Source organism: Streptomyces sioyaensis (assembly GCF_004122735.1).
Lineage (GTDB): Bacteria > Actinomycetota > Actinomycetes > Streptomycetales > Streptomycetaceae > Streptomyces > Streptomyces sioyaensis.
Map to the genome: position 1 here is coordinate 62,610 of NZ_SDIF01000009.1, position 15,402 is coordinate 78,011.

The 15,402-nt window shown below is 72.5% G+C and carries 12 protein-coding genes; 11 read left to right on the plus strand and 1 reads right to left on the minus strand.

Annotated features, from left to right (window positions below; all coding sequences use genetic code 11):
* Positions 1-77 precede the first annotated feature (77 nt).
* The 8 genes from EST54_RS05215 to EST54_RS05250 all read left to right on the plus strand — a co-directional run bounded on the left by EST54_RS05215 (position 78) and on the right by EST54_RS05250 (position 10,118).
* A complete protein-coding gene (locus EST54_RS05215; protein ID WP_129245497.1) occupies positions 78-1,661 on the plus strand; it encodes a radical SAM/SPASM domain-containing protein in 1,584 nt (527 codons plus the stop codon).
* A gap of 110 nt (positions 1,662-1,771) precedes the next feature.
* A complete protein-coding gene (locus EST54_RS05220; RefSeq protein ID WP_239012688.1) occupies positions 1,772-3,655 on the plus strand; it encodes a carbamoyltransferase C-terminal domain-containing protein in 1,884 nt (627 codons plus the stop codon).
* A gap of 136 nt (positions 3,656-3,791) precedes the next feature.
* Entirely contained in the window at positions 3,792-4,694 is a 903-nt protein-coding gene (locus tag EST54_RS05225) for a phytanoyl-CoA dioxygenase family protein (protein ID WP_129245499.1), read from the plus strand.
* On the plus strand, positions 4,687-6,051 hold the full coding sequence (locus EST54_RS05230; RefSeq protein WP_129245501.1) for an MFS transporter: 1,365 nt from the start codon (positions 4,687-4,689) through the stop codon (positions 6,049-6,051). The genes EST54_RS05225 and EST54_RS05230 overlap by 8 nt, the downstream gene beginning before the upstream one ends.
* Before the next feature lie 3 nt (positions 6,052-6,054).
* A complete protein-coding gene (locus tag EST54_RS05235; protein WP_129245503.1) occupies positions 6,055-6,990 on the plus strand; it encodes an NAD(P)/FAD-dependent oxidoreductase in 936 nt (311 codons plus the stop codon).
* A gap of 119 nt (positions 6,991-7,109) precedes the next feature.
* Entirely contained in the window at positions 7,110-8,027 is a 918-nt protein-coding gene (locus EST54_RS05240; RefSeq protein WP_239012687.1) for an SGNH/GDSL hydrolase family protein, read from the plus strand.
* Positions 8,028-8,038: 11 nt separating this feature from the next.
* On the plus strand, positions 8,039-8,224 hold the full coding sequence (locus EST54_RS05245; protein WP_129245505.1) for a hypothetical protein: 186 nt from the start codon (positions 8,039-8,041) through the stop codon (positions 8,222-8,224).
* Positions 8,225-8,237: 13 nt separating this feature from the next.
* The gene (locus EST54_RS05250) at positions 8,238-10,118 is read left to right on the plus strand and encodes a carbamoyltransferase family protein (RefSeq protein ID WP_129245612.1); all 1,881 of its coding nucleotides are present in this window, start codon (positions 8,238-8,240) and stop codon (positions 10,116-10,118) included.
* Positions 10,119-10,363: 245 nt separating this feature from the next.
* Here the strand turns inward: EST54_RS05250 and EST54_RS05260 are convergent, their stop codons facing one another.
* Complete coding sequence (locus EST54_RS05260; protein ID WP_239012686.1) at positions 10,364-10,987, minus strand: class I SAM-dependent methyltransferase; 624 nt, start codon at positions 10,985-10,987, stop codon at positions 10,364-10,366.
* Positions 10,988-11,189: 202 nt separating this feature from the next.
* Between EST54_RS05260 and EST54_RS05265 the strand changes: the two genes are divergently transcribed.
* The 3 genes from EST54_RS05265 to EST54_RS05275 all read left to right on the plus strand — a co-directional run bounded on the left by EST54_RS05265 (position 11,190) and on the right by EST54_RS05275 (position 15,401).
* Positions 11,190-12,410, plus strand: a complete 1,221-nt coding sequence (locus EST54_RS05265) for a PP2C family protein-serine/threonine phosphatase (RefSeq protein WP_174857395.1) — start codon at positions 11,190-11,192, stop codon at positions 12,408-12,410.
* Positions 12,411-12,628: 218 nt separating this feature from the next.
* A complete protein-coding gene (locus EST54_RS05270; RefSeq protein ID WP_129245511.1) occupies positions 12,629-13,612 on the plus strand; it encodes a ribose-phosphate diphosphokinase in 984 nt (327 codons plus the stop codon).
* 226 nt (positions 13,613-13,838) lie between these two features.
* Positions 13,839-15,401: a GMC oxidoreductase gene (locus tag EST54_RS05275; RefSeq protein ID WP_161989252.1), complete on the plus strand. Its 1,563-nt coding sequence runs from the start codon at positions 13,839-13,841 to the stop codon at positions 15,399-15,401.
* Position 15,402 lies beyond the last annotated feature (1 nt).

Below are 15,402 nucleotides of genomic sequence, written 5' to 3' on the forward strand. Positions count from 1 at the left end.
GTGCCGTGTGCCGCGCCCCCAGGGACGCTCCGTACGTTGCGTCGGAAGTCGTGAGACGCAGGGAGAAGTCTTCAGCCATGCAGAATTCGATGTATCAGTCCTCGCGCTACGTCCGCACCCTGCGTGCCGCGGGCAACCGGGATTTCACGTCGTTCGGAGGCCGGCTCGATTCCTATGAGGGCGACGAGCGGACCATGGCTTTTCATTCGCTCTTCGGAAATGCGCGGCTGATCGACCGGGACATCGTCGACCTTCTCACGGAGGCCTCCCAGGGCATCAGCTGGGAGCGACTGCGGGAGCGGGTCGACGACGACTCACTGCGCGACCTCGTCGAGGCCCGGTTCCTCGTCGAGGCGGGGCACGACGAGGCCGCGGAGATCGACGGGCTGCTGGAGAGCCGGCAGAGCGCACTCGGCAGCGGCGTGTTCCACTCCTCCATCCAGCTCGTGCTCACCAACGCCTGCAACTTCTCCTGCCAGGGCTGCTTCGCGTACAACTTCGACGGCGGCGTCGAGGAGCGCAACACCTCCGGCGAGTCGGTGAAACCCGGCCCGGTTCTGGTCGAACTGCGCCGCACGCGTGAGGTCGCGGGCCCCACCCGTCAGGACTCGGGCCCCACGTTCGCCAAGGGCGACTGGAACCACGGCGCGGACGAGGTCCGCAACCCCTCGATGCACATGTCGCGCGAGGTGGCCGAGAAGACCGTCAAGGAGGCCATCGAGCTGCGCAAGGCCAACGGCGGCGGCCATCTGACGGTGTCGTTCTTCGGCGGCGAGCCCACCCTGGCGCGGGGCACCATCCTGCACGTACTGCGCACCTTCGGCGACAGCCACGACGGGGTCACCCTCTCCTACGACCTGACCAGCAACGGCTCCCGCATCGACGACGAGCTGCTGGCGGCGCTCGCCGAGCACCGCGTCGACACCACCGTCTCCATCGACTACCTGGTCCCGGAGACCGGCGAGTTCCGCGGCGGGCAGCAGCAGCGCACCTCGTGGGCCGTGGTCCGCAAGGCGATCCTCGACATGAAGGCCGCGGGCGTCCCGGTCAGCATCACCTCGGTGCTCTCCCAGTACACGTGGGACAAGTGGGGCACCCCGCTCATCGACTTCGTCGCCGAGGCCGGTCTGGAATCCCTGGACGTCATCGTGTCCTTCCAGGCCAAGGAGTTCTTCCAGCAGCACAGCCCGCACGACGTGGCGCAGCGGCTGCTGGCCGCCGTCGACTACGGACGTGAGCGCGGCGTGCAGCTCAGCGGCTACTGGTACCAGACCTTCCAGATGATCATCGATGAGGCCAAGTGGGCCGAGCAGGCCGACTACAAGACCTGTCCGGCGGTCGGCCGTCAGCTCTCCATCGAGCCCAACGGCAGTGTCTTCGCCTGCAAGGCCACCGCCCGCAAGCTGGGCACCATCGACGACTGGCGTGGCATCTTCTCCTCGCCCGCCTACCAGGACTACGGCATGCGGGCCTACACCAACGGCCCGGGCTGCCAGGGCTGTGAGCTCCAGGGCACCTGCTCGGGCGGCTCCGCCGGAGCGCTGGAGGAGGAGAACGGCTCGATCCAGGTGATGTCGCCCGGCTACTGCGCCTACATGCGAGAGGTGGTGCAGGGCCTCCTGGAGCGTCATCACGCCCAGAGCCTCGCCACGCTGTCCTGAGCCGGGCTCCGACGATCTCCGCAACGGCCCGCCTCCGCGCGAGGCGGGCCGCCGATCCACGACCCGGCCCCACCACTCCGGTCCGGGCCGAGGAAGGGTGACTGGTTTCCATGGCAATGATGGGGATGCACTTCGGCCACGACGCGGGTGTCGCGCTCACCGAGGCGGGCGGCTACCGCGTCATCGAGGCCGAGCGCCGCCTGGGGCTGCGCCATGTGTGCGGCGGCAACGGCGACTTCCCGCAGGCCGCCGCCGAGTGGCTGGCGGAGCTACGGGAGCGGGCGGCGAGCCCGGTGACCGGGATCGCGGTGGCCGACTGGTACACGCCGGTGTGCCAGGTGCTGCCCCCGGCGCTGGTGGAGCTCGTCAACGAGGACGCCCGCTGGACGGCCACCGGCGGCACCGGCCTCGCCGACGCGGTGACCCGGGTGATCAAACCCCTGGACTGGCCGCTGGCCAAGGGGTTCGGCGACATCACCCTGACCGCGGTTCGCCACCATTACGCACACGCCGCCCTCGCGTACTACACCTCCGGGGCCCGCAAGGCCCTGGTGCTGGCCCTGGACGGAACGGGCAACTACGCCGAGTGCGGCATGGTCTGCCTCGGCGACGGCGACCAGCTCACCCCCGTGATGTCGTTCACCAACCGCACCGGCCCGCGCTTCGGTCTGGTCTACGAGGCGCTTGCCCGGCGCGTCCACGGCAGCCAGTTCGACACCGGCAAGCTGCTCGGGCTGACGGCCACCGGGGAGACCGATGCCGCCCTGCTGCCGGTGCTGCGCGCCATGCTCGTCCCGCAGTCCACCCGGCGCGCCTCGCCGGACCTGTACGAGCAGCTCGACGAGGACCGGCTGACCGGCACCGCGCTGCGCTACGCCGACACCTGGTGGGAGTACGACCCGCACAGCGGCGGGTATCTGGACGCGGGCCTGGCCGACTCCTCCGACGACGACGTCGTGCACTCCTTCGGCTCGGTCTTCCCCGACGAGATCCGCACCGTGGACGGGCGAAGCACCCCGGTCGGGACCTCCCCGGACGCGCGCATCTGCCGGGACCTGGCGGCCACCTTGCAGAACGCCGTGGAGCGGGACCTGACGTCGCTGGTCGCCGGCCTCAGCCGGCGCTTCCCCAGCTATGCGACGCTCTGTTACGCGGGCGGCTGCGCGCTCAACATCACCGCCAACAGCCGCCTCGCCGAATGCGCCCAGTTCACCCGGGTGTCCATCCCGACCTGCTGCGACGATTCGGGGATCGCGCTGGGCGCGGCGCTGGCCGTCGCCGACCCGGCCGACCGCCCGGCCCTGCTGGGCCGCTCGGGATGGGCGTCGCTGGCCTACGCCGGACCGCCGCTGGCGGGCCTGGACACGGCGGACGGCGACGACGCGGCCCAGGTCGACGGCCTGAGACGGCGACTGGGCGGCCTCGGGCTGTCCCTGCACCGCCCGGCCGGCGACGAGGAGTTCGTCCAGGCCGTCGCCGACCTGCTGGCCGACCGGCGGTGTGTGGCCTGGCTGGAGGGCGGCCTGGAGACCGGACCGCGGGCGCTGGGCCACCGTTCCCTGCTGGTCTCGGCCCACTGGAGCGGCGCCCGCCGGTACGTCTCCCAGACGATCAAGCACCGGGAGTGGTTCCGGCCGGTCGCGCCGATCTGCCCGGAGGAGGTGGCCGACCAGTACTTCACCGGGCCCCTGGACCACACCGAGACCATGCTGTTCGCGGTGCGGGTGCGGCCCGAGGGGGCCCGGCAGCTCGCCGAGGCGCGGCACATCGACGGTACGGCCCGCCTCCAGACCGTACGGCCCGACGCCCATCCCCTGCTGCACCGGCTGTGCCACGCGGTGGCCGCCCGCACGGAGTTGCCCGTGCTCATCAACACCAGCGCCAACGGGGGCGGACGCCCCCTCCTCAACCACCTCGACGAGGCACTGGAGTTGCTCACCGATACCGAGCTGGACGCCGTGGTGCTGCCCGAACGCCGCCTGATCGTCGAGTGATCCCCGCCCCCGTCCAGCGCCCCGTACCCCTTTCCCCCGATATCTCCGGACGGGCGAAAAATGGCCGAAACGGCGATGTCGAGGCCGGCCCGTCCCACCCGATCATGTGCAGGCGTCGTGTCCCTGGAGAGTGCCCGTGGCCGCCATTCCACTGCGAGACATCCACAAGACCGAACCGCTGCGCGTCCTGTCCCCCGCGGACTGGCAACAGTGGATCACCCAAGGCTATGTGATCGTCCGTCAGGCGGTGCCGCCGGAGACGGTCGCCGCCCTCACCGAAGGTCTGTACTCCTTCCTCGACATGCGCCCCGAGGACCCCTCGACCTGGGCCTCGCCGCACACCGGCAACGACCGGCTGCCGGGCCACAGCGGGCTGGTGGAGATGTACAACCACCAGGCCCAGTGGGACATCCGGCAGAACCCGCGGGTCCACGGGGCCTTCGCCGACATCTGGGACCGCACCGACCTGTGGGTCACCATCGACTTCGCCAACGTCAACCCGCCCAACCGGGGACCGCGCGCCTTCGACGGGTTCATCCACTGGGACGTGGACACCTCCGCCGAGCCGCTCCAGGTGAGCTGCCAGGCGGTGCTCTCGCTGACCCACGGCGACGAGGAGATCGGCGGCTTCCAGTGCGTGCCGGAGATCTTCACCGAGTGGGAGAAGTGGGTGAGCGGTCGGCCCGCCGACCGCGACCCGTTCACGCCGGACATCACCGGCTACTCGATCACCACGCCGGAGGTCGCCCCCGGCGACCTGATCATCTTCAACAGCCTTCTGCCGCACGGGGTGCACCCCAACGTCTCCGAGGCCCGGGTGCGCATGGCCCAGTACCTGACCATGGCGCCCGCCTGGGAGGAGAACGCCGACCTCCGCGAGGCCCGGGTGCGGTTCTGGCGGGACCGGATCCCGCCGCATCCGCCGCAGGGCGGGGTGCGCAAGGACGAGGCCGAACTGTACGGGCCGGCGACGCTGACCGAACTGGGCGAGCGGTTGCTGGGCCTGCGTGCGTGGCACGAGGGGAGCATTGTTGGCTAGCACCGCCCCGTCCGGGGCCCGCCCGGTCCGCCGGGCGGACCTGGGCCGCCCGTTCCGCTGGCTGTGGGCCTCGACGGCCGCCTCCAACGCGGGCGACGGCATCACCCGTACGCTGCTGCCGCTGCTGGTGGTCGCGCACCACTCCGACCCGGCGGCGGTCGCCGGGCTGACCACCGTCAACATGCTGCCCTGGCTGCTGTTCGCGCTCCCCGCGGGCGTCCTGGTGGACCGGGTGGACCGGCGCCGGATCGTGCTGGGCAGCAACCTGGTCCGCGCGGCGGCGCTGCTCGGCGCGGCCCTGGTGCTCGCCGACAACCGCCCGCTGGCCCTCCTGTACGCGCTGGCGTTCCTGCTGGGCATCGCCGAGACCCTCGCCGACACCGCGGCCCCCGCGATGCTGCCGCGCCTGGTCGACGAGCGGCACCTGGAGCGCGCCAACGGACGGCTGATGGCAGCGCAGATCGTGCTCAACGAAACGGCCGGACCGCCCGTGGCGGGCCTGCTGGTGGGCCTGACCGCCGCCGCGGCGCTGGCCACCGGCGGGGTGCTGTACGCGCTGGCCGCGCTGCTGCTGTTCGGCCTCGCCCCGCTCGCCCGCACCCGCCGCGAGGCGGCACCGGGCGGGGCGGCACCGGGCGAGGCGGCACCGGGCGGGGCGCGCGGCGGGGTGCTGCGCGACATCCGGGGCGGGCTCGGCTTCGTCCTCGGCCATCGCACCCTGCGGCTCACCCTCGCCGCGAGCGCCCTGTACGGCCTGGTGTTCTCGGCGACCTTCTCGATGCTGGTGCTGCTGAGCAAGGGCACTTTGGGGCTGAGCGCGGCCGGGTACGGACTGCTGCTCGCCGTCGGGTCGCTGGGCGCCGTCGCCGGCAGCTGGCTGGCGCCCCGGGCCGCCGACCGGCTGCCCACCGTACGGCTGGCCCGCTGGTCCCTGGTGGCCTCCGGGGCCGCGTACGCCGCGCTGGGCCTGGGCCGCCATCCGGTCCTGGCCGCGCTGGCGCTCGCCGCCAACGGCGTCTTCATGATGGGCTGGAACATCCCCGTGATGTCGCTGCGCCAGCGGCTCACGCCGGAGGACCTCCAGGGCCGGGTGATGAGCGTGTCCCGGCTGTGCTCGTGGGGCACCATGCCGGTCGGCGCGACACTCGGCGGACTGCTCGCCGAAGCCCTGTCCGTGCCCGCGGTGTTCGTGGTGTGCGGGACGCTCCTGGCCGTGGGCGCGCTGTTGTTGCTCGCGCCCCTGCGCGAGGACCACTCGCCCGGCGACGCACTCCCGGCGCCCTCCGCCCCACCCCTGTCTTCCGGTGCGCCGCCCACCGATCCGCCTCCGCACAGTGACCTTCTCGACAAGGGATGACCATTGGACACACAGCTCTACGACACAGTGATCGTCGGAGGCGGCCCGGCCGGCCTCAACGGGGCGCTCTACCTGGGACGTTCGCGTCGCCGAGTGCTGCTGATCGACTCGGGCGACGCCCGCAACATGGCAGCGGGCGTCATGCACAACGTCCTCACCAACGACGGGGCGACGATCGCGGACTTCCGGGCCCGCTCCCGCGCCCAACTCGCCGCGTACGACGTGACGTTCCGTGACGACGAGGTGGTGTCGGCCGAGCGCGACGGCGACCACGTGGTGGTCACCACCAAGGAGTCCGGCACCTTCCGGGCCCGCACCCTGCTGTACGCGGCCGGTGTGCGTTCGGTGCTGCCGCCGGTCCCGGGCCTGGCCGACCTGTGGGGCAAGACCGTCCTGGAGTGTCCGTACTGCCACGCCTGGGAGGTGCGCGACCGCAGCTTCGCCGTGTACGGAGGGAGCGTGCCCAGCGAGTGCCTGGCCGCGACCCTGACGGTGTGGTCCGACCGCATCACCTACCTCACCGACCGGCGCGAGCTGCCCCAGGACGAGCTGGGCCGGCTCACCGCGGCCGGCGTGCCCGTCGTCCACGACAGGGTCGGCGAGGTGAAGTCGCATCCCGAGGGTGTCGAGGTCGTCTTCGAGGACGGCCGGTCCGCGAGCTACGGGGCGCTCTTCCTCCACCTGGACACCGAGCCCCGGGTGGCCCCGCTGCGCCCCTGGCTGCAGGCCCCGGACCTGGAGTCCGTGCAGACCGACGAGCGCGGCCGCACCGGCCTGCCCCGGCTGTACGTGGCCGGAGACCTCGGCCGGAACATGCAGCAGGCCGCGATGGCCGCTGCCAGCGGAGGGCTGGCGGGCATGGCCATCAACGCCGACCTGATCCGCGAGGACCGCCCCGGCTCCCTGCCCGAGCCGCCGCCCCCGGCCCCGGCCCCCTGAGCGCAGGCCGCCCACCGCGCACCGGCGTGCCCCACGGGCCCACCGCGCACGGCAGGACGGCCGGTCACCACGGAAGGCACGACAGCCACGCACCGCGCACCGACGGGAGCCCCTTCACGATGACGTCACCCCGCGCCGAGTTCACTCCGCACATGGAGCACTACACCTTCGTCCTGGAGGACCAGCCCTATCTGGGGTACTTCCAGTACGGCAACGAGAAGACCCCCGTCTCCACCACCGACCGGCACGGCTTCCGGGTCACCCCGGGCCCCGGCGGGCTCCGGGCGACGGTCGGCGACGATCGTCCCGACGGCCCGGTGCGGGTACTCGCGGGCAGTTCCGCGGTCTTCGGCGTGGGTGCCACCGGTGACGCGGCCACGATCACGGCGCGGCTGTGGAACGCCCACGCGCCCCGGCTGCCCTGGCTGAACATCGCCGGGCAGAGCCACAACTCGGCCCAGGAACTCCTGCTGTTCACCCTGTTCCAGCACGAACTCCCGCCGGTCGAGGACATCGTGCTGCTCTCCGGGGTCAACAATCTGGTGCTCAGCCGGCTGCCCGAGGAGAAGCAGGGCCGGCACGGTGCCTTCTTCGACTGCGGGCCCGCCCCCGACGTCGTACCGCCCCCGGACCAACGTGTCGCGCACGCGACAGAATTGACGATCCGTCACCTCGGCGCCTGGAAGCTGCTCGCGGACGGCCTGGGCGCCCGGCTGGTCTTCGCGCTCCAGCCGCTCGCGCCCTGGGTGCGCGAGGAACCGCTGCCCCGCGAGAAGCTGCTCTTCGAGGAGCTGGACGAGGTGTCCAACTTCCGCCGGTTCCACAACGACATCTCCACCATGGCGGTGGGCCGCGCCTACGCGGACCGGCTGGCCGCCGGATGCGCCCGGCTCGACGTGCCGTTCCTGGACCTCAACGTGGCGCTGGCCGAGGCCGCCGGGCCTCAGGACTGGCTGTTCATCGACCGGGTGCACTGCACCGATCTGGGATACGACCTGGTGGCCCGGCAGCTGGCGGACCGCCTGGACCTGGTGTGAGGAGCGCCGCCATGCCCGATGACAGCAGCGCGGCGCCCGCGTCGGCGGTCCGCCGCCTCGCCTCCTGGCTGCGGCACCGGGGCCGCCAGGGGCCCGCCCCCGACACCCCGCCGGACCGGCCCGCCGGCCCGCCCGCGCCGCCGTCCCGGCTGCGGCCGCAGCCCGAGGACGACGCGTCCGTCTACCCCCTGTTCTGACATGCGGACCGGCATGGGCGGCGCGCGCGCCGACCGCTCGGGCCCCGGCGGGCCGGACGGCCCGGTCCTGGGCATCTCCGCGTATTACCACGACAGCGCGGCAGCCGTGGTGGCCGGCGGCACCCCGCTGGCGGCGGCGCAGGAGGAGCGGTTCACCCGGCGCCGCCACGACCCCGGCTTCCCCTCGCACGCCGTCGCCTGCTGCCTGCGCGAGGCCGGGCTGCGCCTCGACGAGCTGGCGGCCGTGGCGTTCTACGAGGACCCGGCGCTGAAGTTCCGCCGGGTGCTGGCGACCTGGCTGGCCACCGCCCCGCACGGCCTGCCGGTGTTCCGCCGGGCCTTCGGGCAGTGGGCCGGCTGGAAGCGGCGGGCCCTGGACGACGTACGGGCGCGGCTGCGCGCCCTGGCCCCCGGACAGCCGTTGCCCCCGGTGGTGGCACACCGGCACCACGCCTCGCACGCCGCGTCGGCGTTCTTCCCGAGCCCGTACCCGTCGGCCGCGGTGCTGTGCGTCGACGGCGTGGGGGAGTGGGCCACGACGACGCTGTGGCACGGCCGCGGCACCGAGCTGGTCCCACTCGCCGAACTGCGCTTTCCGCACTCCCTCGGCATGCTGTACTCGGCGTTCACGTACTTCTGCGGCTTCAAGGTCGACTCGGGCGAGTACAAGCTGATGGGCCTGGCGCCCTACGGGACGCCGCGCTACGCGCCGCTCATCCGGGAGCGGCTGATCGACGTCAAGCCGGACGGCTCGTTCCGCCTGGATCTGCGTCACTTCACCTTCCAGTACGGGCAGACCATGGTCGGCCGGGCCTTCGAGGAGCTGTTCGACGGGCCGCGCCGGACACCGGAAGGCCCGCTCACCGAGCGGGAGTTCGACCTTGCGGCCTCCGTGCAGCAGGTGACCGAGGAGGTGATGCTCCGGCTGGCCCGGACGGCGCTGGACCGCACCGGGGAGCGACGGCTGTGCCTGGCCGGCGGTGTGGCCCTCAACTGCGTGGCCAACGGCCGGATCCTGGCCGACGGGGTCTGCGACGAGCTGTGGATCCAGCCGGCAGCCGGGGACGCGGGCGGGGCGCTCGGCGCGGCGCTGGCCGAGTCGCACCGCCGGGGAGCGCCCCGCCCGCACGTGGGGCGCGGCACGGACGCGATGGCGGGGGCGCTGCTCGGCCCCGCTTGCTCCGACCGGGAGACCGAGGAGTTCCTGACCCGTGGCGGCTACCCCGCCGTGCGCCTGCCGGAGCGGGACATGGTGGAGCGTGTCGCGGCGGAGCTCGCGCAGGGACGGGTGGTCGGCTGGTTCCAGGGACGGATGGAGTTCGGGCCACGGGCACTGGGCAATCGCTCCATCCTCGCCGACCCGCGCGATCCCGCCATGCAGTCCACCCTCAACCTCAAGACCAAGTTCCGCGAATCCTTCCGCCCGTTCGCGCCCGCGGTGCTGGCCGAGGACGCCAAGGACTGGTTCGACCTGGCCCAGGAGAGCCCGTACATGCTGCTGACCGCGCAGGTCGCCGCGGCACAGCGACGGGAGTGCGGGGCCCCGGCGGACGGGGCGACGGGCCTGGACCTGCTGCGGGTGCCGCGCTCGACGATCCCGGCGGTCACCCATGTCGACGGCTCGGCCCGCGTGCAGACCGTGTCGGCCGAGCACAACGCGCGCTTCCACGCGCTGCTCACCGCTTTCCGGGACCGCACGGGCTGCCCGGTGCTGGTGAACACCTCGTTCAACGTGCGCGGGGAGCCGATCGTGCGCGACGTCGACGAGGCGTACGCCTGCTTCATGCGCACCCGGATCGATCTGCTGGTCCTCGGCGACTTCCTGCTGGACAAACGCGACCAGCCCGAGTGGCGGGAGGAGGTCGACTGGCGTGCCGCGATCCCGATGGACTGACCGGCTGCGGCACTTGGGCCTGGCCGCGCTGTACTTCGCCGTGTTCACCCCGGCCGGGCTGTGCGCACGGGCGGTGCGGGACCCTCTCCGGCGTTCCTGGGACGACCGCCGGACGACCTATCTGGACCGCCCGGCCGGTCCTCACCCTCGCTCCGCGAGGCCCGCCCCCTCGCCCCCTGATCCGCCGTAACCGACGCACGCGGGGCCGCGGGCGTTCTGGCGGACGCCGTGGCTCACCGCCTCACTTACCGACCGCCGGGTTCCCTGGCGGAGGTCACCACCACACGACGCGTACCAAGGACGAGAACGCGGGATGCGGCGTCGGTGAATCCGCACTCCGCCGCCCAGACACTCGCCTCCCGCGCGGTGTGGGGCAGCGGCACATCACGGGCGAGGTGACCCGAGAAGCGTTCCGACGGCCGGAAGTGCGTGGCCAGGGGCAGCGTGAAACCCACCCGGCCCCCCGGCCGCAGGGCGCGCCGCCAGTCGGCCGGCGCCCGGCGCCCCAGGAAGTGCAGCGAGGACGCGCAGAGCACGACGTCGAGAGAGCGATCGGCAACCGGCAGCGGCACCGCATCGGCGACCCGCCAGTCGATCGCCGTCGCACGTTCCAGGCCGGCGGCACGGGCCCGGCCCACCGCGACCATCCCGGGAGACAGATCGACGGCCAGGACGGGGGGCGCGGTCTCGGGCCGGCTCCGCGCGAGCTGCCGGGCGACGGCTCCCGCCCCGCACGCCACGTCGGCGACCGCGTCGGCCGCACCAGGCGCCACCCACGCGATCAGGGCCCGCGCGATCTCCTCGTGGTGCCGGTGATCGTAGCTGTCGGCCAGCTCGTCGAAGGCCCCGGCCAGAGTTGCGCTCTGCATCACCGTTCGATCCTAGCGGCCGGGCCCCGCCGAGCGTCCGCGCAGATGACACGGAACGGCGCCGGCGGGCGTGCTGCGCTTCCTGCCTGTTGCCCGCCCCCTGACGACATATGACATGCCGTCAAGCGGCCTAATGGCCGGTAGGGGCTCTCCGGCCGGGACAGGCTTGGGATTCTTGATCACGGTCGTGTGGGGAGCCCGTGTGGACAGGTCGGGGCAGTGGATCTTCGAGCGGATCGGTCGTGATCGCCGGGCGGGCCGGGGCCGTACGGGCGGACAGCTCACGGTCGTCGACCACAGCGGCTTCGAGGTGCCGCGGCCGCCCGCGTGGATGCGCTGGCTGCCGCTGGCCTATGTCGTGTGGGTGCTGCTGCTGGAATTTGTGACCCCCACGCCATGGGCGGTGAGTTTCCTGCTCATCGCGCTGCCGGTGACCGCCGCGTACACCCTCGGTCCGGTCGCGGTCGCGGCGATCACGGTCTTCGCGGTGGTGCTGGAGGGCGTGCTGGCCGGGACCCCGTGCTGCACGGGCCACAACGTCCACCAGTTGTGGGAGAACCACCATGTCGCCGCCTACATCGCCACCGGCATGGTCGGCCTCCTCGGGGTGGCGCTGGCCGCTCACCGCCGGCGCCAGGAGCAGCAGCTGGTCCGCGCCCGTTCGGTGGCCGAGGCGCTGATGCGTACCCTGCTGCGGCCGGTGCCGCACCGGGTCGGGCAGGTGCTCGCGGCCGGTCTCTACCGGTCCGGGGAGGTCGGCACCATGGTCGGCGGCGACCTCTTCGACATCCGTGCCACCCCGGCCGGGGAGCGCGCCCTCATCGGCGATGTCCGCGGCAAGGGCCTGCAGGCCGTACGTACGGTCGCCGACCTCCTCGGCAGCTTCCGCGAGGCCGCCTACGACCAGGTGGACCTGCTGGCGGTCGCGGCCCGGATGGAGCGGTGCCTGGCCCGTGAGGCCGAAGAGCGCCCCGACGACGAGCTGTTCGTCACCGCCGCCCTGGTCGAGTACGACGCCGTCGCCCAGCGGGTGACCATCGTCAACCACGGGCACATCGAGCCGGTGCTGATCTCCCGCGGTGAGGTGACGGCCCTCACCGGACCGCCCGCCCTCCCGCTCGGCCTGGGCGACCTCGACGACGAGGACCCCGTCTCCTACACCCACCCGTTCAGCCGGGGAGACGTCCTGCTCCTGTGCACCGACGGCCTGATCGAGGCCCGCGACCGGACCGGAGCCTTCTACCCGCTCCTCGACCGCCTGCGCGACCGCTTCGCCGGCCGGCCCGCACCCGGCCCCGTCGACGTCATCGACTTCCTCAACACCGACCTGCCACGCCACACCCGGGTCTTCCACGACGATGTCGCCCTGCTCGCGCTGGGGCCGTATGACGTCGGTGAGCCCGTAGGTGTCGGTGCGGCCTAGCGGGGAAGGCGGACGGGGCAGCTTCGAGAGCCCGGATCGGCCCGGGCGCGAGTGCCCCGACGCTGCCCGGGCGCGAGGGCCCCGCGCCCGGCCGGGCCGCCTCGGTGACGGGGCGGCGATTCGGGACAACTGACCATGGTGCCCAGGGCATATGGGCATGTGAGGCTCTCGCTCACGGCGTGCCGGCAGGCGGGCCGCGGGACAGAGAGGTGACGGGGATGACGGGCGCGGTGCCGGGGGCGGCTGCGAAGAGGCTGGTTCTGCTGAGCGGACGAGCGCATCCGCGGCTGGCGGACGATGTGGCGAAGCATCTGGATGTTGCCGTGGCGCCGCAGTCGTCGTACGACTTCGCCAGCGGGGAGATTTATGTACGTGTCGATGAGTCGGTGCGCGGCTGCGATGCGTTCGTGCTGCAGAGCCACTGCGGAGCGGTCAACGACTGGCTGATGGAGCAGCTGATCACGGTCGACGCGCTGAAGCGGGCCAGCGCCCGGCGCATCACCGTGGTCGCGCCCTGCTACCCGTACGCCCGGCAGGACAAGAAGCACCGCGGACGCGAACCCGTCTCCGCCCGGCTGGTCGCCGATCTGTTCAAGACCGCCGGCGCCGACCGCATCATGACCGTCGACCTCCACGCGGCACAGATCCAGGGCTTCTTCGACGGACCGGTCGACCACCTGTGGGCGTTGCCGCTGCTGGCCGGGCATGTGCGGCAGAAGTACGGCGCCGAGCGCCCCACCGTGGTCTCCCCGGACTCCGGGCGCACCAAGCTGGCGGAGAAGTGGGCGCAGGCCCTGGGGGGAACCCCTATGGCCTTCGTCCACAAGACCAGGGACCCGCTCAGGCCCAACGAGGTGGTCGCCAACCGGGTCGTCGGCGACGTGCGCGGGCAGCTGTGCGTGGTGATCGACGACATGATCGACACCGGCGGCACCATCGCGGAGGCGGTGCGCCGGCTCCTCGACGCGGGAGCGCGGGACGTGGTGGTCGCCGCCACGCACGGGGTGCTGTCGGGCCCGGCCGCGGAACGCCTGGCCGGCTGCGGTGCACGCGAAGTGGTGCTCACCGACACGATGCCCATCCCGGACGGGAAGTACTTCGACGCCCTCACGGTGCTCTCCATCGCACCCCTGCTGGCGCAGGCCATCCAGGCGGTTGCCGACGACACGTCCGTGACCGGCCTCTTCGACGACGGCAGCTGACCGGGAGACGGCAGCCGGCCGGGAGACGGCAGCTGATCCGGAGCCGCCGGATCCGCTGTCCCCGTCACCCAGGTTCCCCCTGCCCTCGCAGGTCCCCCTGCCCCTCCCGTGCCCGCGCCGCTGCCGCGCACGGCACCCAGGACTCTTCCTCTCCGGTCGCCGCCGGCCGGAGATCCCGTCATGACCGCGACGGGAACCCCTTCTCACTTTCATGGAGCACCTCTTGATGTCAGCACGGCGCGATTCACCTGGCTCTCCACGGCTGGAGAGCTACTGCTTCTCGACGCTTGAGGACGTCGACCGCGGCTCCTTCGACCACCTCGTCGTCGGTGGTGGTCTGGTGGGCACGGTCATGGCGTCCGAACTGCTCGCCCGCGACCCCGGGGCGCGGGTTCTCGTGCTGGAGCAGGGGCCCTTCCTGCTGCCCGACCATGTGCAGAATCTGCCGTCCACGTATCACTCCCTCATCAACCGTGCGCAGGCCTCGCCGTGGCGGGTGGAGGGCGATCTGTCCCTGGCCCCGCAGGTCCCGTACGTCGGTGGCCGGGCGCTGTTCTGGAGCACCTGGACGCCGCAGCCCCGCCCGGAGCACCTGCGGGACTGGCCGGACGAGGTCGTCGCCGGTCTGGAGGACGAGTGGGAAGGGGCCCGCGAGCTGCTCGGCGTGCGCTCCGGGGCGTTCTGCGGGCACGAGGCCACCTCCTTGCACCGGCAGGCCGGCGAGCGGCTCTTCCAGGGCCTCGGCACCATCGCGGACCTGAGCGTCCCGGACACCCCGCAGGGCCTGGACGCGCCGCTGGCCGCCGGCCCGGGCGCCTCCTCGGCCGGCTATCGGCGCTTCAGCCCGGTGCCGATGCTGCTGGATCTGCTGCGGCGGTATCCCGAGCGGCTCACGGTGGTGACCGAGTGCGAGGTGCTGCGGCTGTACGAGGAGAACGGGCGGGCCACGGCGGCCGAGACCACCCAGGGCACCCTGCACGGCCTCGAAGACGCCGCGGTGGTACTGGCCCACGGCACCGTCGAGACGACCAAGGTGGTCCTCTCGTCGTTCCCCGGCTCCCGTGTCCCGCTCGCCGGACGCAACCTCAACGGACATGTGGGGACGTGGTTCACCTGCCGGGTGCCGCGGGCGGCCTTCCCCGGTCTGCCGAGCAGCTACCAGGCCGCGGCCTTCTACCTCGACGGTGCCACCAAGACGCGGCAGTTCCACATCGACATCAATGCCAGCGCCACGTCCGACAGCGCGCGGGACGTCGAGGACATCTACCGGCTGGTGCCGGACATCTTCCGTGCCGACGCGCTCCAGCAGCTCTGTGACGACGACCATGTGGTGCTGTTCATGCACGGCATCGGTGAGGTCGCGGGCGAGCGCGGTCCGCGGGCGCCGGGCCGGGTCCGGCTCGACGAATCCGGCGGGACCGTGGTCACCACCCATCTGGATGCCGAGGACGCCCGGATGTGGGACGCCATGGACGACGCCATGACGGAACTCGTCGGCACGCTCGCGCAGGGCGCGCCGGTGGAGTTCTGGTCGCCGGGCGAACGGCGCTGGACCACGAAGGGGCCGGTCGAGCACCGCCAGACGTTCCTGATGCACGAGTGCGGAACGTTGTGGATGGGCCACGACGCCCAGGAGTCGGTCACCGACCTCACCGGCAGGCTGCACGCCGTCGACAACGTCTACCTCTCCACCTCCGCCGTGTTCCCCACGGGCGGCTCCTGGAACCCGACCCTGACCATGGTGGCGATGGCCCGCAGGCTGGCCCGTCACCTCAGCCGGAGGGCGTGAT

What these genes read in the sequence shown, in the direction of transcription:
- EST54_RS05215 (WP_129245497.1), top strand. Translation starts at nt 78, where the DNA reads ATGCAGAATTCGATGTATCAGTCCTCGCGCTACGTCCGCACCCTGCGT.
- EST54_RS05220 (WP_239012688.1), top strand. Translation starts at nt 1,772, where the DNA reads ATGGCAATGATGGGGATGCACTTCGGCCACGACGCGGGTGTCGCGCTC.
- EST54_RS05240 (WP_239012687.1), top strand. Translation starts at nt 7,110, where the DNA reads ATGACGTCACCCCGCGCCGAGTTCACTCCGCACATGGAGCACTACACC.
- EST54_RS05245 (WP_129245505.1), top strand. Translation starts at nt 8,039, where the DNA reads ATGCCCGATGACAGCAGCGCGGCGCCCGCGTCGGCGGTCCGCCGCCTC.
- EST54_RS05250 (WP_129245612.1), top strand. Translation starts at nt 8,238, where the DNA reads ATGGGCGGCGCGCGCGCCGACCGCTCGGGCCCCGGCGGGCCGGACGGC.
- EST54_RS05260 (WP_239012686.1), bottom strand. Translation starts at nt 10,987, where the DNA reads ATGCAGAGCGCAACTCTGGCCGGGGCCTTCGACGAGCTGGCCGACAGC.
- EST54_RS05270 (WP_129245511.1), top strand. Translation starts at nt 12,629, where the DNA reads ATGACGGGCGCGGTGCCGGGGGCGGCTGCGAAGAGGCTGGTTCTGCTG.
- EST54_RS05275 (WP_161989252.1), top strand. Translation starts at nt 13,839, where the DNA reads ATGTCAGCACGGCGCGATTCACCTGGCTCTCCACGGCTGGAGAGCTAC.